General features: G+C 62.5%; 17 protein-coding genes. 9 read left to right on the forward strand and 8 right to left on the reverse strand.

Translation table 11 applies throughout. The features are described from left to right. Positions 1-112: 112 nt before the first annotated feature. On the reverse strand, positions 113-949 hold the full coding sequence (locus ACM6IO_RS01290) for an IclR family transcriptional regulator (protein ID WP_008031920.1): 837 nt from the start codon (positions 947-949) through the stop codon (positions 113-115). Between the two features lie 242 nt (positions 950-1,191). On the opposite strand from ACM6IO_RS01290, the gene ACM6IO_RS01295 reads away from it, so the two are divergent. The 7 genes from ACM6IO_RS01295 (at position 1,192) to ACM6IO_RS01325 (ending at position 8,382) form a co-directional block, all read left to right on the forward strand. Beyond that, positions 1,192-2,211, forward strand: coding sequence for an ABC transporter ATP-binding protein (locus ACM6IO_RS01295; RefSeq protein ID WP_008041220.1), 1,020 nt, complete (start codon positions 1,192-1,194; stop codon positions 2,209-2,211). Then, positions 2,208-3,077, forward strand: coding sequence for an ABC transporter permease (locus ACM6IO_RS01300; protein ID WP_008041222.1), 870 nt, complete (start codon positions 2,208-2,210; stop codon positions 3,075-3,077). Before ACM6IO_RS01295 ends, ACM6IO_RS01300 begins: the two co-directional genes overlap by 4 nt. Positions 3,078-3,083: 6 nt before the next feature. Then, positions 3,084-3,878, forward strand: a complete 795-nt coding sequence (locus ACM6IO_RS01305) for an ABC transporter permease (RefSeq protein WP_192229204.1) — start codon at positions 3,084-3,086, stop codon at positions 3,876-3,878. A 7-nt stretch (positions 3,879-3,885) separates the two neighbouring features. Next, complete coding sequence (locus tag ACM6IO_RS01310; protein WP_008041223.1) at positions 3,886-4,176, forward strand: (2Fe-2S)-binding protein; 291 nt, start codon at positions 3,886-3,888, stop codon at positions 4,174-4,176. 673 nt (positions 4,177-4,849) lie between these two features. After that, a complete protein-coding gene (locus ACM6IO_RS01315) occupies positions 4,850-6,205 on the forward strand; it encodes an FAD-dependent oxidoreductase (protein WP_414910758.1) in 1,356 nt (451 codons plus the stop codon). After that, positions 6,202-7,317, forward strand: coding sequence for an NAD(P)/FAD-dependent oxidoreductase (locus ACM6IO_RS01320; RefSeq protein ID WP_414910759.1), 1,116 nt, complete (start codon positions 6,202-6,204; stop codon positions 7,315-7,317). The genes ACM6IO_RS01315 and ACM6IO_RS01320 overlap by 4 nt, the downstream gene beginning before the upstream one ends. Before the next feature lie 18 nt (positions 7,318-7,335). Next, a complete protein-coding gene (locus ACM6IO_RS01325) occupies positions 7,336-8,382 on the forward strand; it encodes an ABC transporter substrate-binding protein (protein ID WP_008029601.1) in 1,047 nt (348 codons plus the stop codon). 135 nt (positions 8,383-8,517) lie between these two features. Here the strand turns inward: ACM6IO_RS01325 and ACM6IO_RS01330 are convergent, their stop codons facing one another. From ACM6IO_RS01330 to ACM6IO_RS01360, 7 genes are all read right to left on the reverse strand, one after another. After that, positions 8,518-9,492 carry a spore coat protein U domain-containing protein gene (locus ACM6IO_RS01330; protein WP_192229201.1) on the reverse strand — a complete coding sequence of 325 codons (975 nt, stop codon included), beginning with the start codon at positions 9,490-9,492 and terminating at the stop codon, positions 8,518-8,520. Then, positions 9,489-11,849 (reverse strand): fimbria/pilus outer membrane usher protein, encoded by a 2,361-nt coding sequence (locus ACM6IO_RS01335; RefSeq protein ID WP_414910760.1) that lies wholly within the window; start codon positions 11,847-11,849, stop codon positions 9,489-9,491. Before ACM6IO_RS01335 ends, ACM6IO_RS01330 begins: the two co-directional genes overlap by 4 nt. A gap of 53 nt (positions 11,850-11,902) precedes the next feature. Beyond that, a complete protein-coding gene (locus ACM6IO_RS01340; protein WP_414910761.1) occupies positions 11,903-12,691 on the reverse strand; it encodes a molecular chaperone in 789 nt (262 codons plus the stop codon). 44 nt (positions 12,692-12,735) lie between these two features. Continuing rightward, the gene (locus ACM6IO_RS01345; protein WP_414910762.1) at positions 12,736-13,236 is read right to left on the reverse strand and encodes a spore coat U domain-containing protein; all 501 of its coding nucleotides are present in this window, start codon (positions 13,234-13,236) and stop codon (positions 12,736-12,738) included. A gap of 4 nt (positions 13,237-13,240) precedes the next feature. Further along, entirely contained in the window at positions 13,241-13,774 is a 534-nt protein-coding gene (locus ACM6IO_RS01350) for a spore coat U domain-containing protein (RefSeq protein ID WP_008040468.1), read from the reverse strand. 20 nt (positions 13,775-13,794) lie between these two features. Continuing rightward, on the reverse strand, positions 13,795-14,328 hold the full coding sequence (locus ACM6IO_RS01355) for a spore coat U domain-containing protein (protein ID WP_414910763.1): 534 nt from the start codon (positions 14,326-14,328) through the stop codon (positions 13,795-13,797). 106 nt (positions 14,329-14,434) lie between these two features. Beyond that, entirely contained in the window at positions 14,435-14,923 is a 489-nt protein-coding gene (locus ACM6IO_RS01360) for a spore coat U domain-containing protein (protein WP_414910776.1), read from the reverse strand. Positions 14,924-15,240: 317 nt separating this feature from the next. Here ACM6IO_RS01360 and zapE point away from each other — a divergent pair, with 317 nt between their 5' ends. After that, the gene (gene zapE, locus ACM6IO_RS01365; protein WP_414910764.1) at positions 15,241-16,371 is read left to right on the forward strand and encodes a cell division protein ZapE; all 1,131 of its coding nucleotides are present in this window, start codon (positions 15,241-15,243) and stop codon (positions 16,369-16,371) included. Between the two features lie 200 nt (positions 16,372-16,571). Then, positions 16,572-17,873, forward strand: a complete 1,302-nt coding sequence (locus tag ACM6IO_RS01370; RefSeq protein ID WP_414910765.1) for a protein kinase — start codon at positions 16,572-16,574, stop codon at positions 17,871-17,873. Positions 17,874-17,963 lie beyond the last annotated feature (90 nt).

Genomic DNA, 17,963 nt, shown 5'->3' on the forward strand with positions numbered 1-17,963 from the left:
ACCCCTTGTAGGAGCCGGCTTGCTGGCGATGGCGGTGTATCAGTCACCATTGATTTGACTGACACACCGCCATCGCCAACAAGCCGGCTCCTACAAGGGATTTGCGGTGTGTTCAGCTTTGGCCGAAGACTTGGGACGGCCGCCGCAACAACGGATCAAACGGATTGATCCGCGGCCCGATCAGCGCTGCTTCGCGCTTGAGCATCTCCACCACTGTCGGCAAGCGATCCGGGCCCAATCGGTCACTCACGGTGGCCACACTCAACGCCGCCACCGCACGCCCCTCGCGATCCAGAATCGGCACCGCCACGCCGGCCATGCCTTGCAGCACGCCGGTGTTGCGCCCGGCATAACCGAGGGCGCGCACGTTCTCGACTTCCGAACGCAGGAACACCTCGTCGTACAGGTGAAAATCCTTCAGCCGCGGCAGGTTGTAATGGATCACCGTGTCGCGCTCCTCTTCCGGCAGGAACGCCAGAATCGCCAGACTGCCCTGGCCCACGCCCAGCGCCACCCGCCCGCCGATGTCGCCGGTAAAGGTGCGAATCGGAAACGGCCCTTCACTGCGGTCCAGGCAGATCGCATCAAACCCGCTGCGCGCCAGTAGAAACAAAGAATCCCCCAGCGAGGCCGACAACCGCAGCAACGACGGCCGCACCAGTTCGCGCAGGTTTCCGGTATTGCCGGCACGCGCCGCCAGCGCAAAAAAATCCAGGCTCAGGCGATAGCGTTTGCTTCGAACGTCCTGCTCGACCATGCCCTCGTCCATCAGGCTGCGCAGCAAACGGTGCGTGGTCGGTTGCGACAGACCGATGCGCTGGGCCAGTTGCGTCACGCGCTCCCCGCCCTCGACGGTGTCACCCAGACTGCGCAGCACCGCAAACAGCCGGGAGACCGCACCGACGCCGACTTCATTTTTGTTTTCATTCCGCTCAATGGAATCAGTCATGCCATTTCTCGACAATTAATTTACTCACCGAATGAAACTGAAAATAGTCATCGCTTCAGTGAAATAGGCCATTGAGCCCATCCTAGTCTTCGTCCTAATCTGCGTCCACAGGGGCGATTCGAACAACAGCGGCAGCCGACTCAAGTCGAGCGCCAACGCACCCCGCAACACCCTTTCGTATCTGCCCATACAAAAAAGCGCGACCTCAGGCCGCGCATAACAATCTCAGGTGGAGCGCAGTTATGGCTTTTGTGCAACTTGAAGGACTCGGCAAACGTTACGGCGACATCGATGCCGTCGTCGCCACTCACCTCTCGGTCGAGAAAGGCGAGTTCGTGTCCCTGCTCGGCCCTTCCGGCTGTGGCAAAACCACCACCCTGCAAATGATCGCCGGCTTCGTCGAAGTCACCAGCGGGCGCATTCTGCTGGACGGTCGCGACATCACCCACGCCAAACCCGCCAGCCGTGGCTTGGGCGTGGTGTTCCAGAGTTACGCGTTGTTTCCGCACATGACCGTCAAAGACAACGTCGCCTTCGGCCTGCGCATGCGCAAAGTGCCCAACGGCGAGTTGCAGCAGCGCGTGGATCGGGTGTTGAAACTGGTGCGTCTGGACCAGCACGCAGAACGTTACCCACGAGAACTGTCCGGTGGCCAGCGCCAGCGTGTGGCGCTGGCCCGCGCCCTGGTGATCGAGCCGCCGGTGCTGTTGCTCGACGAGCCGCTGTCCAACCTCGACGCCAACCTGCGTGAAGAGATGCAATTCGAGATCCGCCGCATCCAGCGCGAAGTCGGGATCACCACGTTGATGGTCACCCACGACCAGTCCGAAGCGCTGTCCATCAGCGACCGCGTGGTGGTGATGCAGGCCGGGCGCATCACCCAGATCGACGCGCCCTACACCCTTTACGAACACCCGCGCACCGAGTTCATTTCCGGCTTCGTCGGCAAGGCCAATCTGCTGCCCGGCGAACGAGACAGTGCGGGTGTGGTTCAGGTGCGCAGCGGCGGTGAACTGACCCTGAGCCTGCGTCCGGAAAAAATCGATCTGCGGGACAAAGATCACGGCCGCCTGCCAGGCAGGATCGTCAGCCGCTTCTTTCTCGGCAGCCAATGGTTGTACGGCGTTTCGACCAGCCTCGGCGAACTCAGCGTGGTGCGCCGCAACGACGGCTCGGCACCGCTGAACGAAGGCACGCCGGTCGGCCTCGACTGGGACGCGGCGCTGCTGCGGGTGCTGAGTGTCGACGAGGTGTCGGCATGAGTACGCTCGTGGCTGTTCGCCAGGGACGTCAGGGTTATTTGTTATCGGCACCGGCGCTGGCGTTGTACGTCTGCCTGCTGGTGATCCCGCTGCTGCTGACGCTGGTGTTGTCGTTCAACGTCTTCGACTACAGCTCGGGCATCAACGGCGACGCCTACACCGTCGACCATTACAGCAGCCTGCTGGGTGATCCGTACTTCTACGAAATCTTTTTGCGCACGTTCTGGATCAGCGCCCTGACCACCCTGCTCTGCGTGGTGATCGGCGTGCCCGAGGCTTACATCCTCAGCCGCATGGGCGCGCCATGGCGTTCGATTTTCTTGATTCTGATCCTCACGCCGTTGCTGATTTCGGTGGTGGTGCGCGCCTTCGGCTGGAGCCTCTTGCTCGGCGCCGACGGCCTGGTCAACCAGACCCTGCAAGCCTTCGGCGGCTCACCGATGAAGCTGTTGTACACGCCGTTCGCGGTGGTGATTGCACTGGTTCACGTGATGCTGCCGTTCATGATCATTCCGGTCTGGACTTCGCTGCAAAAACTCGACCCGGCCGCCGAACAAGCAGCGATGTCGCTGGGTGCCAGTCACTTCACGGTGATGCGCCAGGTGGTGTTGCCGCAAATCATGCCCGGCGTGTTGTCCGGCACGTTGATCGTGTTCGGCCTCGCGGCCAGCTCCTTTGCCATTCCCGGCCTGCTCGGCGGGCGGCGGATCAAGATGGTCGCCACGCTGATCTACGACCAGTACCTGTCGGAGCTGAACTGGCCGATGGGCGCCGCCATCGCCGTCGCGCTGCTGTTGCTCAACCTGCTGATCATGCTGTCGTGGAACCGGATGATCGAAGGCCGCTACAAGAAGTCATTGGGATAACTCGTCATGTCCAAGAACGGTCCTTTCGCCCTGCTGTTCCATACCCTGGTGGTGGTGTTCATGCTGGCGCCGCTGGTGGTGGTCTGCCTCGTGGCGTTCACCCCGGAAAACACCCTGAGCCTGCCGACCACGGAGTTTTCCCTGCGCTGGTTCCGTGCGGTGTTCGAGCGTGCCGACTTTGTCGATGCGTTTTACAACAGCCTGATCCTGGCGTTTAGCGCGGCCAGTCTGGCGACGCTGATTGCGGTGCCGGCAGCGTTGGCAATCACCCGTTTCGAGTTTCCCGGACGGGACTTTTTCAATGGCCTGTTTCTGTCGCCGATCATCATTCCGCATCTGGTGTTGGGCGTGGCACTGCTGCGCTTGTTTGCGCTGATGGGCGTCAACGGCAGCTTCGCCTGGCTGATTTTCGCCCACGTGCTGGTGATCACGCCGTATGTGCTGCGACTGGTGCTGGCCTCGGCCATTGGCCTGGATCGCAGCGCCGAACACGCGGCGCAATCGCTGGGTGCCGGGCGCTTCACGCTGTTTCGCCAAATCACCTTGCCGATGATTCTTCCGGGGGTCGCCGGTGGCTGGCTGCTGGCGTTCATCAACAGTTTTGACGAGGTCACGCTGTCGATCTTCGTCACCTCGCCGGCCACGCAAACCTTGCCGGTGCGTATGTACGTGTACGCCACTGAGTCCATCGATCCGATGATGGCGGCGGTGTCGGCCCTGGTGATCGCGCTGACTGCGCTGACGATGATTCTGCTTGATCGGGTTTACGGCCTGGATCGGGTTCTGGTGGGTAAACAATGAGGGCGCCATGGCTCTGCTGAAACGACTGGCCGAAGGCGACCGCCCGGCCGTGAACTTTACCCTCGACGGCGCACCGGCCAGCGGGCTGCTCGGCGACACCGTGCTGACCGCCGTGCTGACCTGTAGCGAACACTTGCGCGGCAGCGATTTCAGCGCACAGCCCCGCGCCGGGTTTTGCTTGATGGGCGCGTGCCAGGACTGCTGGGTTCGCCTGGGCGATGGCCGGCGAGTACGCGCGTGCTCGACGCTGCTAGAAGCCGGCGAACAAATCAGCCGCGAACCGGGGCGATCACTATGAACACACATTACATCTCCCCAACCCGGATCCCCTGTAGGAGCGAGCCTGCTCGCGATGGCGGCGCATCAGCCGACATGAATGTTGGATGTGAGGCCCCCATCGCTAGCAAGCCAGCTCCTACAAGGGAGCTGTGCCGAGCACAAAATTCGCGACCAACCCCCATCAACTGTAGGAGCCGGCTTGCTGGCGATCGCGGTGTATCAGCCGACATGGGTGTTGGATGTGAGGCCCCCATCGCTAGCAAGCCAGCTCCTACAAGGGAGCTGTGCCGGGCACAAAATTCGCGACCAACCCCAATCAACTGTAGGAGCCAGCTTGCTGGCGATCGCGGTGTATCAGCCGACATGGATGTTGAATGTGAGGGCCTCATCGCCGGCAAGCCAGCTCCTACAGGGGAGCTGTGTCGAGCACAAAATTCGCGACCAACACCAATCCACTGTAGGAGCCGGCTTGCTGGCGATGGCGGTGTATCAGCCGACATCGATGTTGGATGTGAGGGCCCCATCGCTGGCAAGCCAGCTCCTACAGGGGAGCTGTGTCGAGCACAAAATTCGCGACCAACCCCCATCAACTGTAGGAGCCGGCTTGCTGGCGATGGCGGTGTGTCAGCCGACATGGGTGTTGGATGTGAGGCCGCCATCGCCGGCAAGCCGGCTCCTACAGGGGGTTGGGTATGAAGTCGGTGGTTATTGTGGGGGCCGGGCCGGCCGGGATTCGTGCGGCGCAGACGCTGGTGGCGCATGGTGTGCGCCCGGTTTTGCTGGACGAAGCCGCGCGCGGTGGCGGGCAGATTTATCGGCGGCAGCCAGCGAACTTCAAGCGCTCGGCGGTCAAGCTGTATGGCTTCGAAGCGCGCAAGGCGAAAGCCTTGCACCAGACGATTGATGAGTTGCGCGAGCAGCTCGATTACCGCCCTGAAACCCTGGTGTGGAACGCCGAGGCCGGAGCGCTCGACACCTTGCACGAGCGGCGCGCCGCACGCTTGGAGTTCTCTCGGGTAATTGTCGCCACGGGCGCCACCGACCGGATTTTGCCGGTGCAAGGCTGGACGCTACCGGGCGTCTACAGCCTCGGCGCTGCGCAGATCGCCCTGAAATTCCAGGGCTGCGCCATCGGTGAGCGCGTGGTGTTCGCCGGCAGCGGACCATTGCTGTATCTGGTGGCGTATCAATACGCCAAGGCCGGCGCGAACGTGGTCGCGGTGCTCGACAGCTCGCCGTTCAGCGCCCAGGCCCGCGCCCTGCCCGATCTGTTGGCGCAACCGGCCACATTGGCCAAAGGCATTTATTACCGCAGCTGGCTGACCGCTCACGGCATCCCGGTGCATCAGGGTGCAACCTTGAAACGCGTCGATGGCGAACACCGCGTGCAGTCGCTGAGTTGGGCCAACTCAAACGGTGAACATCAACTGAACTGCGACGCCGTGGCATTCGCCCATGGCCTGCGCAGTGAAACCCAACTCGCCGACTTGCTCGGCTGCGCATTCGCCTGGAACCCGCTCAACCGCGCCTGGCTGCCGCAGCGTGACAGCGCCGGTCGCAGCAGTGTCGCCGAGGTTTATCTGGCCGGCGACGGCGCCGGCATCATGGGCGCCGACGCGGCGGAAATGGCCGGCGAACGGGCCGCCCTCGCCTTGCTCGAAGACATGGGTCACGGGGTTGCGCCCAAGCGTGGCGTGCAACTGGAGCAGGCACTTGAACGAATCGATAGCTTTCGCCAAGGCCTGGAACGCGCTTTCGTGTTTCCACAAAACTGGGCGGCCGATACGCCGGACGACGTGATGATCTGCCGCTGCGAAGAAGTGCGCGCCGGTGACATCCGCGACGTCGTGCGCGAGGGCCATTGGGAAATCAACCGGGTCAAGGCCCATTGCCGGGTCGGCATGGGTCGCTGTCAGGGGCGCATGTGTGGCGCTGCCGCCGCAGAAATCATTGCCTGCGCCAGTCAGCGAAGCGTCTCTGACATCGGCCGCCTGCGGGCGCAGGCACCGATCAAACCGTTGCCGTTTGGTCTGGAGGTCGAGCCATGATCGAGGTCGATGCAGTGATCATTGGCGGCGGCATTGTCGGTGCTTCCGCCGCGCTCTTCCTGAGCAAGGCAGGCCGTCGCGTGGCGCTGCTGGAGCGCGACTTTTGCGGTTCGCACTCCAGCGGCGTGAACTACGGCGGCGTGCGGCGACAGGGCCGACCGTTGTCGCAACTGCCGCTGTCGCAACAGGCTCACGAGATCTGGGGGCAGTTGCCGCAGTTGATCGGCATCGACGGTGAGTACCAGCGCAGCGGCCACTTGAAACTGGCGCGCAGCCTCAACGACCTGCGCGCATTGCAGGACTATGCCGCCAGCAGTCAGGGTTTCGGCCTCGATTTGCAGGTGCTTGATCGCGGTGAATTACGCACGCGTTTTCCGTGGGTCGGCGACGTCGCGGTCGGCGCCTCGTTTTGCCCGGATGATGGTCACGCCAACCCACGACTGGTTTCACCCGCGTTTGCCCGGGCAGCACAGCGCCACGGCGCGCAAGTCCACGAACAATGCGCGGTGAGCGCCGTGGAGCACGACGGTCAGCGCTTTCGCGTCAGCACGCAAAACGGTTTAGAGCTGCACTCCCCTTGGCTGTTGAACTGCGCTGGCGCATGGGCCGGCAGCCTTGCCGCGCAGTTCGACGAAGCGGTGCCGATGCACGCCGGGCACCCGGCGATGTTGGTCACCGAACCCTTGCCATGGGTGATGGATGCCAGCACCGGCGTCGAGGGCGGCGGTATTTATGCGCGTCAGGTCGCGCGCGGCAATTGCGTGTTGGGCGGCGGCCAGGGGTTTGCCCTCGACGGCGCGCGCGCCCGCCCCGGTCAACACGCGGTGATCGAAATCCTGCGCCAAGCCGTAGAGCTTTATCCGTTTCTTGAAGGCGCCCAGGCGATTCGTACCTGGAGCGGCACCGAAGGTTACTTGCCCGATCGCCAACCGGTGATCGGGCACAGTGGCACTCAACCCGGTCTGTTGCACGCGTTCGGCTTTGCCGGCGCAGGTTTCCAGATCGGTCCAGCGGTGGGCCAGGCGCTCACCGAGATCATCTGCAGCGGCGCCTCAACCACGTCGCTGGATGCGTTTTCCATCACCCGGTTTCACTCCATCTCCGTTGCTTGATAGAGGAAGGTCGCGCCAATGAATAACGTCAAACGCACTGCACTGCTCGGACTTTCGTGCCTGAGCGCCCTGCTCACGGTCACCCAGGCCCAGGCCGAACCGACGCTTTACCTCGGCATGAACGGCGGGACCATGGAACGGCTCTACGCCGACAAGGTGCTGCCGGTTTTCGAGAAGGCCAACAACGTCAAAGTGGTGATCGTGCCCGGCACGTCCGCCGATATTCTGGCCAAGGTCCAGGCCAGCAAAGGCAACCCGCAAATGCACGTGATGTTCCTCGACGACGGCATCATGTACCGCGCCATCGCCATGGGCCTGTGCGACAAACTCGAAGACAGCCCGACCCTGGCGCAGATTCCGGCCAAGGGCCGCATCAAGGACCAGGCCGTGGCGGTCAGCCTCGGTGTCACGGGGCTGGCGTACAACACGCGGTTGTTCAAGGAAAAAGGCTGGGCGACGCCGACCTCGTGGATGGACATGGCCGACCCGCGCTTCAAGGACAAACTGGTGTTCCAGTCGATGGCTTCTTCGACCTTTGGCCTGCACGGTTTCCTGATGTTCAACCGGATTCAGGGTGGCAGCGAAACCGACGTCGAGCCGGGCTTCAAGGCATGGCCGAACACCGTCGGGCGCAACGTGCTGGAATACATTCCGAGCTCGGCGAAGATTTCCGAAATGCTCCAGACCGACGAAGCGGCGCTGTTCCCGCTGACGCCGACCCAGGTCACCGCGCTGAAACTCAAAGGCATGCCGGTCGAATATGCGCAACCGAAGGAAGGCGCAGTGGTGCTCAACGTTGCCGAATGCGCCATCGCCAACAATACCCAGCCGGAACTGGCGCAGAAACTCGCCGCGTTTCTGCTGACCCCCGAGGCGCAAGCCGCTGCACTTGAAGATGGCGATCAGATCCCGTCCAACCCGAACACCCCGACCACGGACAAGACACGGGGCCAGGTCGAAGCGATGAAGCAGTATCTGACGACGGCGATTGCCATCGACTGGGACCAGGTCAACGAACAGCGCCCGGCGTGGAATGCGCGGTGGAATCGTAGTATCGAGCGGTAGTTATAAACTCAAAAAAACTGTGGGAGCGGGCTTGCCCGCGATGAGGCCGGTACATTCAACATATGGTTGATTGTTCCGACGCTATCGCGGGCAAGCCCGCTCCCACAGGGTTCCGCGCCTGATTCACTGGCATCGTTAAAACCCCACATCCAGAATCACACTGTCCTGATACGTGCCCGCCGGCGGCGTGGTCTGGTCGGTGTAGATTTTCGCGTTGTAATTGAAGATCTGGCTCCCGGAGCCCAAACCGTTACCGGGATTGACCTCGGCATCGGAGCTGGCCCGGCGAGCACTGCCGACACTGCCCCAGCGGGTGGTGCCGGCGCTTTTGAAGATGTCATACGCCAGGTAATTGCCACCGAAAGCCATCCGTCGTCGCCCGCCAACACTGGCTGCCTGCAGACCGTCGCCCAGGCCGACGGTGTAAGCGCTGCCCTTGGTGCAGGCGAGGCTGATGGTCTGGCCGGTAACCGGCGCAAAGGCACTGACGACCGGTGCGCTGCCGAAACTGATGTTCGGGGCGGTGATGGTGCAGTCATTGGCGACCGTCAGGGTGACGGTCATGCTGGTGGTGCCGCTGCTGATATCGCGCCCCAGGCAAATACTGCCGGTGCCAATGCCGGAGCAATAATTCCAGCTCCAGGCAATGCTCAGGGTCTCGGTATAGATACCGGCCGCCACGTTACTGCCCGTGATTGTCCCCAGATAAATCGGTGCGGTTTTCGGCACCACGCTGCCCAGTAGCCCCAGCGCATCAATGATCCCGTTGCGCGCGAAGTCGAAGGGCGTGCCACGTTCGATCGGGTAACTGGTGGTGTTGTTGGCATACAGCGTGTAACCGATGACGTCTCCGGTCGGCCCGAGCAGTCCGGTTTGAGTCGAGGTAATCGTGGCGTAGAAATGGTCATTGTTGGTCAGCAACGAGACCAATGAGCCGGTGCAACTCAAACCGGCGTTGAGGCTTGAACTGTTCTGCACGGCGGTACGCAGCGCAATCGAGCTCACCGAACCGAATGCCACCGCCGTGGCAGGGACCACCACCGAACACAACGCCCATGCCGAGCCTGGCAACCAGACCGCCAGCAGCACCAGCCATTTCACGGCACTCATTGGCACACCAACGGCCCGATCAGCGGAATCTGATCCTGATTCATGTCCACCGCGAACTGGACGCGGCAGGCTTTCCCGTCGGCCAGCGTCACCTGCAATGTGTTCTGCGCCTGAAGATTTTCCAGGTACACCAGACCGTCCCATCCGACCACTGTTTGCGTGCCGCTCTGCTCATGCACGACACCACTGCCCAGAGACAGCTCTCGCTGCTGCGCATCCACCAGGACGATGCTCGCGGCGATCACCCGGCTCAATGGAAACGTCAGCAAATAACCGCTGCCACGGCGCACCGCAATCCGCTGTTCGACGTTCGGGCTGCGCACGTTTGCCGGCAGGTTCAGTGGATCGATCTCGTACTTGCCGCGGTAATAGGCGCTGCTCCACGGCACCAGCAGGTGGCCATTGCGATCAGTCTGGCCGACCTGCTGGTTTTCGTAGCGCACCGGAATGTCGGCGTAGCCATCGGTGCTGACCACCACAAAGGCATCGTCGATGCGGTTGGCGGCGAACACCTGGCGGTCCATCCACACCAGCGATCCGCTGGCATCGGCCCAACGGGTTTCGGCGTCGCTGTTGCCGTACACACCGGCCTGCAGTTGCACCGACTGCAGGCGCCAGGTCAGGTCGGCCTGACGATAGGCCGGACCGTCGCCGTGGGCGTAACCGAGGTTGAACCCCACCCCGCCTTCAGTCGGCACGGCGCGACTGTAATTGACCCGCTGCTGGCTCTGCCCGGTCTTGCTGCGCTCACTGCTGAGTGCCAGGCTGCCGCGCAAGTCGAACGGGATCACCAGTTGCGCCTGCACCGCCCAGTTGCTGTCGCCGATTTCGCGGTTGGCCGACAGGTAGAAACTGCTGTTGTGCCATAGCGGTTTGCTCCAGGTCAGGTTGAGCAAACGGGTGCGTGAATCATCCGCCGCGCGCACGTCGAAATACCCGACGCCGAAGCTGCCCCAGGTATTGAGATTCAGGCTCAGGGTCGCCTGTTCGCTGCGTTTGCTGAGGGTAGTGAAAGGACTGTCGACCACGGTCAGATCGGCGTATTGGTCGCGACGTTGCAGGCGTTGATAAGAGAAGCTGTAGCGCTGGCTGCTGTATTGATAACCCAGGCTCAGTTGTTGACCGCTGTCGCCATCGAACCGGCTTTGGCTGAGTGCGGTATTGAGCACGCCGAAATTGCCCAGGCGCAGGTTGCCGCCGACACCGCCGAGGGTCAGTGAGTCCGACGCTTCGGCGTGGCTTTCCAGGGTGAAGTTGTCGCTCAGGCCGTAGCGCAGACTGCCCGATGAGACCCTGGGACCGTAACCGAAATCGCTGATGCCGTAATCGCGGCGCAAGGTACCGGCCGCCACGGAAAAGTCGCTCAGGCCCTTTTGCAGCAAACTGCTGGTGACGTAAAACGGCACGGTGGTCGAGACCTGCCGACCGAGGGCATCGGTGGTGACCACCACGGCTTCGCCGGCGCCATTGATGAACGGAATATTGGTCAGCGTGTAGGGGCCGGGTTGCAGGTCGGCGCTGCTGGATTTGTAGCCGTTGATGAACAGGTCGACCGAGGATGGCACCGCCGCTTCCCCGGCAAACTGCGGCAACGGATAGGTCACCAGGTCCGGGCGCACGCCGAAATCCCGCGACAGCTGAACCCCGCCCAGGCGCACCGAACTGCTCCAGGGCAATGCGCCGCTGACCAGGTCACCGGCCTCGTAGGTCAGCAATCGCTCGTCATCGGAGTAGCGCCAGGTGGTGTCGTAACGCAGGTAGCCATTGTTCAGCGTACTGACCGAATCGCCGGACAACGTGCGCCGGTATTGCCCGGTGTTGGACAGCGTGCCCCAGCTGTCGAACAGTCGCACTTCGTTCCAGGCCGCGAGGTAAGTGCCGGCATCATCGGTGTCGTTGAGGTACAGGTCGTAGTTGAACAAGGCACCGAAACTGCTCAGGGCCGGAGTGCGCGGGTAGGCGTCGCGATTGCCGACGAATTGCTCCGGCAGCCAGCTGGGCGGTACGTCGAGCAGCAGGCGCTGACCGGCGCTGTCGTACTCGCTGTGCAGGCCCGACAGGCTGTCGAGGTCGACTTCGGTGCCGAGGGTGTCCGGCAGTTTCATACCGGTGTCACGCAACGCGTTGGCCGACAGGAAAAACCGCCCGTTGCGTTGCTCCACCGCCACGACGTATCCGGTATTCATCTGATTGACCACCAATTCCAGAAACAACTGCGCATCAGCCACGGCCTCCATGCTGCCGGGTGGCGGCGGCAAATCACCGGCCTGGGACGGGTGAGCGAACGCCAGGCAACCCACACAGCTCATGGCGCAGATCAACGGACGCTGGAAACTGCGGGCCCGATGCGGGCTCATTACCGCTTTACGTCCGTCGATGGACCCTGCCTCCCTTTCCCGTCAGTTGCAGATCAGCGCGCGGGCGTAATGCTTTGTACCTGCGGCGAACCATTCACCCGCACCTGCAACGCCGGGTCTTGCGCCATCGGACCGGGCGCCGGCCAGCGCATGATCGCGCCCGGCAGCACATAACCGAGCAGGCCTTCCACCAGAGGTTTTGTCTGGCCTCCCTGCTTCAGCGCAACGTCCGTCAACCGCGCATGCACCGCCCCCTGATTGCGCACCTCCACATAAGGGCGACCGTCCACCGCCACCGTGCGCCAGCTCAAATCCGGCAGCCCCGCGCCTTTGGGATCACGCTTGCGACTGGTGTCTTCCTTGCTCCACAGCCCCGCGCCGTAAGCAAACAGCGGCACCGAATAACGCATCTGGAACCGAATCGCCGCCGCCGTCTTGCCGCTTTCGCCGGCGGGCGGGGTGGCCGAGGGGATTTCATCGATGATGATGCGATAAGCCCGTTCCTGCCCCGGTGGGATCTCCCGGGTACGGGTCAGGCGCACCAGTTGTTTCTGACCCGGTTCGATTTTCGCCACCGGCGGGCTGCCAATCACGTCGCGCTGGTTCTGGTATTGATCGTTGAAACCGCTTTGGCTCCAGGCGAACACCCGGATCTGCAAATTCGCAGTCTCGTTGCCACGGTTTTCCAGCCATAAGGCACTGGCCTGCTGATCGGCCTCCAGCACGGGATCGATCGGCCAGATCAGCACCGAACTGGCCGCCTGCACCTTGACCGCCCCCAACAGCAGCATCGCCAACACTGCCTGACGCACAACAGAATGCCGCCGCGCGGGTAAATCCATTTGCCTACTCCTTGTGCCTGTCAGGCCCGATCAAAAACGCCGCGTTACCACGACAGCTGCACTTGCAGCACATCGCTGTAGGTCCCCCCAGGCTGATTGCCCGGTAACAGCACCTGACCGTAAATCGGCAGGCGGATGTTGTTTGCGTCCGTGTACGCCACCGCGACGCTCTGGCCGATCCCCAGGCTTTGGCTGTAAGCCGCGTCGCGAAACAGCTGGTACGAAACGCGGTTGCTGCCGGTGGTCAGCTGCAGGTGTCGCCCGCTGCTGTTGTACTGGCCGCCATCGACGGTCATGTTCATGGTCACGCCCGGTGTGCATTGCAGCTGTACATCCCCCGTCAGGGCCACTTGCACCGTGCCGGTGGCCAGCGCCGATTGGCTGCCGTAATTCAGGCTGCCGTAGTTCGACACCCCGCCGACCACCAGACAACCCGCCGTGACCGTGGCGCTGACCAGGAAACTCTGGCTGGTCACCGCTGCGAGCGGCAACGGCACACCGGCCGCGCACAACAGCGCCATCGCTGCCCATCCATGGTGGTTCATCGCCCTAGAACGTCAGTTCGACGGAAATCGTGTCGCTGTAAGTACCCGCCGGCAGCCCGGCCTTGCCCTTCGCCTGACCGTAGATGTTCACGGTCTGCGCCACGCCGGTGCTGGGATCAAGGTTGATCACCCCGTCAATGGCTAAAAGCTGCGAGTGCCCGGAATCGGTGTACAAGTCGTACGGCACGTAGTTGGCGACACCGTCGTACAGCGCGCGAGAACCGCCCGCCGACAGTCCGTCATGGGCACCGGCACGCACCTTGACCGTTGGCGTGGTGCCGCTGGAGCAGAGGATCGACAGCGCCACGCCACCGCCCATGACTTGTGCATCTTTTGTGGTGAACAGGCTGTTGTCGGTGCCGAAGTTCAAGGCACCAAAGTTCAGCCCGCTGGAGCCACCCGCACCATTTACCTGACAGCTGCTGATCAGAATCAGGCTGGCAGAGATCTGGCCGGTGACCGTGGTGGCCGCCTGCGCGCCGGACACCAGCGTCAGGCCAAGCAGTGACAAAACTATCCTTGATACGAGCATGCGCATGGTGTCCGTCCTCTACGGGTTTACCAATCGAGCGTCACGGTCAGGGTGTCGGTATAGACCCCGGCCGGTATCGCGCGGGTATTCGCCACCACCGAGCCAAACACCGGAATCGGTATCTGGGCCCCGCTGGTGACGGCGAAGTTGTGTTGTTGCCCGATGCTGTAGCTCTGGCTTCCGGATGCATCGAGGAACAATTGATAAGGCAGGGTCTGGCTGCCGTTGCTCAGGCGCCGGGTGGTGCCGTCACCATGGGTGCCGCCATCGATCGTGACGGTGAAGCCGGTGACCGAAGGGGTGCAGGCGACGTTCAATCTGCCGCGACCGTCAGCACCGAGGCGGGCTTTGATCGGGCTGGTCCAGGTCGGGCCTTGCTGGCCGAAATCCAGCGTGCCGAAATCACTGACCGGGCTGCCGGCGCTGCCGCCATTGGTCACTTCACAACCGGCGATGATGGTCAGTCGCGCATGGATCTGCCCGCTGATCGCCGCTTGCGCGCCCCCCGTCAGCAATACCCCTGCACCCACAGCCATCAATATCCAGAGTTTGCTTGTCATAACGCCAATCCCAATTCCATCAGGACTCCAGAACCCAGGCGCACAACGAGGAGCGCCCCCTTCCCTGCGCCAGCCGAATCCTTTGGCGGCAGTTACACAGTTGCCGCTACCAGGTGACGGTCACTTTCAACAGGTCGGAATAGCGACTGACCCGGGGAATTTCCGCCAGCGGTTCGATGCGTGCATACAACGGTAAATCGACTGAACCGGTATCCGGCACACGGCCGCTCACCGGGACGTCCACCGCCAGCGGGATCAACCGCGCGGGGTCCTGATAGAGCCGATAGGGAATGGGTTTGCTGCCGGCGGAACCGGCCATGTAGCGCGTGTCACCGACGCCACCGTGCAGGCCGCCGTCGACCCGGAGTTGATAAGGGGTGTCGGGATTGCATTCGAGACGGGGCAGGCGCTCGTTCATCAGCGCCGCCGCCAAAGGCCCGGCGGGGTCGTCCAGCCGCGCGGTATTGCCGAAGTCCAGCACCCCCAGTTGCTCGACGCCCGCTATGCGTTGCTGGCCAACCACCTGACAACCGCGCAGCACGTCGACACGCACGTGCACCTGAAGTTCTGCGGCCGACACTTGCGCACTGAGCATCACGCCCAAGACTGCACATGCAATGATTCCATTCACGGCCGATTCCTTGTGAGGGGGGGCGTCTAGAAATTCAGGTTAGCAACGCCCCGAAGATTTTCCAGTGGCCCGAAAAAACTGGATCCGCCGAAGGAATGAGCTTTTATGTCGAATTGCTGGCAAAACCCCACAACCCCTACGCCCTACAAGCTGTACACACCGCACAATTCTGTCCAATTACACCCCACGCCCGTCGACACAACTGGAAGCAAATTTCCCCATTTGGTTACACTAGGCCGCCGCAGCTCGGGGAGCCTGCCTGACGATTACGGGGTGACACAGTGGCCGTTCGACCGCCCAACCGTTCGCGATTCACACCACGCTGGCCCGCGCTGCGCCGCCTCTTCGGCAAGGCATCGACGGCCTCAGCCGCTCATTCAGCGACGGGGCGCGTGATCCACGACTATTTCCGGCACAAGGCCCACGCACAGGGTTACACCCTCAGCCACAGCCAGCAGCGCGTGGTCGACTGCATGGCGCAGCACGCCGCGACACTGCTCGGCACTTCGGCAAAAACGCTGCCGGGCCTTTATCTGTACGGCGCCGTGGGGCGTGGCAAGAGCTGGTTGCTCGACGGCTTTTTCCAGGCGCTGCCGATCGCGGAAAAACAGCGCCTGCACTTCCACGAGTTTTTCGCTCGACTGCACCAAGGCATGTTCAGTCATCGCGATCACCCGGATGCGCTGGCGACGACGCTCGACGACTTGCTGAACGATTGCCGGGTGCTGTGTTTCGACGAGTTTCACGTCCACGACATTGGCGACGCGATGCTCATCGCGCGGCTGTTCAAGGCTCTGTTTCGCCGAGGCATTCTGCTGCTGGTGACCTCCAATTACCCGCCTGAGGGCTTGCTGCCAAACCCGCTCTACCACGCGCGCTTCAAACCGGTGATCGACCTGATCAATGCGCGCATGCAAGTCATGGAAGTCGGCGGCCCGCACGACTATCGCAGTCAGGCGAGAACCCACGCCCAGCAGTTGTTTACCCAGGGTCACTACGTCTGGCCGGCTACGTCGGCGCAACGTCAGGCACTGAACCTGCCCGAGCCCGATGCGCCGTCCATTCCTTTGCCCGTCGGCAACCGGCATCTTCCAGCCCGATATTGCGCAGGACGCACCATCGGTTTCACCTTCGGCGATCTGTGCGACCACCCTACGGCGGTCATGGATTACCTGGAGCTGTGCCGACGTTTCGACCACTGGATCATCGATAAACTGCCCAACCTCGCCGACTGCTCGATTGCCGCGCAGCAGCGATTCATCAATCTGGTGGACGTTCTGTACGACCAGGACAAGCACCTGATCCTGCTCGGCCACCGCTCGTTGCGCGAAAGCCTGGGCGGCGATGCCATTGACCTGGCGCGCACCCGCAGTCGATTGGGACAGTTGATGGAAGTCAGGGAGCTGGCCTGAACCCAGTTCTTGCGGCGCAGCGAACTCCGTCTTCGCGAGCAAGCCCGCTCCCACAGTTGACCGAGTTGTCTGGACGAACGCGGTCTATTGTGGGAGCGGGCTTGCTCGCGAAGACGACCTCACAGCCAGCACTTTTACCGCTATCATGTCGCCCTTTATCGGGCCTCGCGCCCTACCTTCGATCAATAGCGAATCTGATCATGGATACCCTTGCCCAACTGCGCGCCGGCCTGCTGGCTGGCACCACTCGCCTGGACCTGGCCGCCGACCTGACGGAGTTCCCCCGGGAAATCCTCGACCTGGCGGATTCGCTGGAGGTGCTCAACCTCAGTGGCAATGCATTGCGCAGCCTGCCGGACGACTTTCATCGCCTGACCCGTTTGCGCGTGTTGTTCTGCGACCGCAACCAGTTCAGCGAACTGCCCGCCTGCCTCGGCCAGTGCCCCGCACTGACCATGGTCGGTTTCAAGGCCAACCGCATCGAAACCGTACCGGGCGCCGCGCTGCCGCCGTTGTTGCGCTGGTTGATCCTGACCGACAACCGCATCAGCGAATTGCCGACCGAGCTGGGCGAACGCCCGTATCTGCAAAAACTGATGCTGGCCGGTAACCGCCTGCGGTGCTTGCCCCAGAGCCTGAGCAATTGCCATCGCCTCGAGCTGACCCGCATCGCCGCCAACCAGTTGACCGAGTTGCCATCCTGGTTGCTGACCCTGCCGAGCCTGACCTGGCTGGCCTATGCCGGCAATCCGTTGGAAACCGAAGCCGATGCCGCCGCGCTCGATGCCACGTCGACGATTCCCTGGTCTCAGCTGAGCCTTGAACAGAAGCTGGGCGAAGGCGCTTCCGGCGTCATTCATCAGGCGTTGTGGAAGCAGGCAACGCCGGTCGCGGTCAAACTCTACAAGGGCGAAATGACCAGCGATGGCTCGCCGCTGCATGAAATGAACGCCTGCATCACCGCCGGCCTTCACCCCAACCTGATCCGGGTCGAAGGACGGATTGTCGAGCATCCGCAGGCCCAGGCCGGGTTGGTCATGGAGTTGATCGACCCGAGCTATCGCAACCTCGCCGGGTTGCCGAGCCTGGAATCCTGTAGCCGCGATGTCTACGCCAGCGATACCCGGTTCAGCGCCGACGTGGCCTTGCGAATCGCCTGTGGCATCGCGTCGGTGGCCGAGCATTTGCACCGCCAGGGCATCACCCACGGCGACCTCTACGGCCACAATATTCTATGGAACGAGCACGGCGATTGCCTGTTGGGGGACTTTGGCGCAGCGTCTTTCCACGCAACCGAGGACAGCCTTGAAACCCGTGCATTGCAGCGGATCGAGGTGCGCGCGTTTGGCGTTCTGTTGGGGGAGTTGCTGGAGCGGATCGACTCGGGGCTGAGTGATCAGGCGCGGGTGAAGCTGGAGGATTTGCAGCAGCGTTGCTGCCAGCCGAAAGTGCTGGCGCGGCCGGGGTTCAGCGAGATTGTTCGGGAATTGAACAATCGGTGACCGCTGCGCGGTCAATCGCTAGCAGGCTAGCTCCCACAATTGACCGGTGTTCACAATCCAGTGTGGGAGCTAGCCTGCTAGCGAAAGCGG

The sequence above is a fragment of the Pseudomonas sp. IT-P44 genome (assembly GCF_949768225.1).
GTDB classification, from domain to species: Bacteria; Pseudomonadota; Gammaproteobacteria; order Pseudomonadales; family Pseudomonadaceae; genus Aquipseudomonas; species Aquipseudomonas migulae.

Coding starts and splice junctions, on each gene's coding strand:
- ACM6IO_RS01345 (WP_414910762.1), bottom strand. CDS start 13,236: ATGAACCACCATGGATGGGCAGCGATGGCGCTGTTGTGCGCGGCCGGT.
- ACM6IO_RS01355 (WP_414910763.1), bottom strand. CDS start 14,328: ATGACAAGCAAACTCTGGATATTGATGGCTGTGGGTGCAGGGGTATTG.
- ACM6IO_RS01310 (WP_008041223.1), top strand. CDS start 3,886: ATGGCTCTGCTGAAACGACTGGCCGAAGGCGACCGCCCGGCCGTGAAC.
- ACM6IO_RS01340 (WP_414910761.1), bottom strand. CDS start 12,691: ATGGATTTACCCGCGCGGCGGCATTCTGTTGTGCGTCAGGCAGTGTTG.
- ACM6IO_RS01300 (WP_008041222.1), top strand. CDS start 2,208: ATGAGTACGCTCGTGGCTGTTCGCCAGGGACGTCAGGGTTATTTGTTA.
- ACM6IO_RS01290 (WP_008031920.1), bottom strand. CDS start 949: ATGACTGATTCCATTGAGCGGAATGAAAACAAAAATGAAGTCGGCGTC.
- ACM6IO_RS01315 (WP_414910758.1), top strand. CDS start 4,850: ATGAAGTCGGTGGTTATTGTGGGGGCCGGGCCGGCCGGGATTCGTGCG.
- ACM6IO_RS01330 (WP_192229201.1), bottom strand. CDS start 9,492: ATGAGTGCCGTGAAATGGCTGGTGCTGCTGGCGGTCTGGTTGCCAGGC.
- ACM6IO_RS01325 (WP_008029601.1), top strand. CDS start 7,336: ATGAATAACGTCAAACGCACTGCACTGCTCGGACTTTCGTGCCTGAGC.
- ACM6IO_RS01320 (WP_414910759.1), top strand. CDS start 6,202: ATGATCGAGGTCGATGCAGTGATCATTGGCGGCGGCATTGTCGGTGCT.
- ACM6IO_RS01305 (WP_192229204.1), top strand. CDS start 3,084: ATGTCCAAGAACGGTCCTTTCGCCCTGCTGTTCCATACCCTGGTGGTG.
- ACM6IO_RS01335 (WP_414910760.1), bottom strand. CDS start 11,849: ATGAGCCCGCATCGGGCCCGCAGTTTCCAGCGTCCGTTGATCTGCGCC.
- ACM6IO_RS01350 (WP_008040468.1), bottom strand. CDS start 13,774: ATGCGCATGCTCGTATCAAGGATAGTTTTGTCACTGCTTGGCCTGACG.
- ACM6IO_RS01295 (WP_008041220.1), top strand. CDS start 1,192: ATGGCTTTTGTGCAACTTGAAGGACTCGGCAAACGTTACGGCGACATC.
- ACM6IO_RS01370 (WP_414910765.1), top strand. CDS start 16,572: ATGGATACCCTTGCCCAACTGCGCGCCGGCCTGCTGGCTGGCACCACT.
- ACM6IO_RS01360 (WP_414910776.1), bottom strand. CDS start 14,923: ATGCTCAGTGCGCAAGTGTCGGCCGCAGAACTTCAGGTGCACGTGCGT.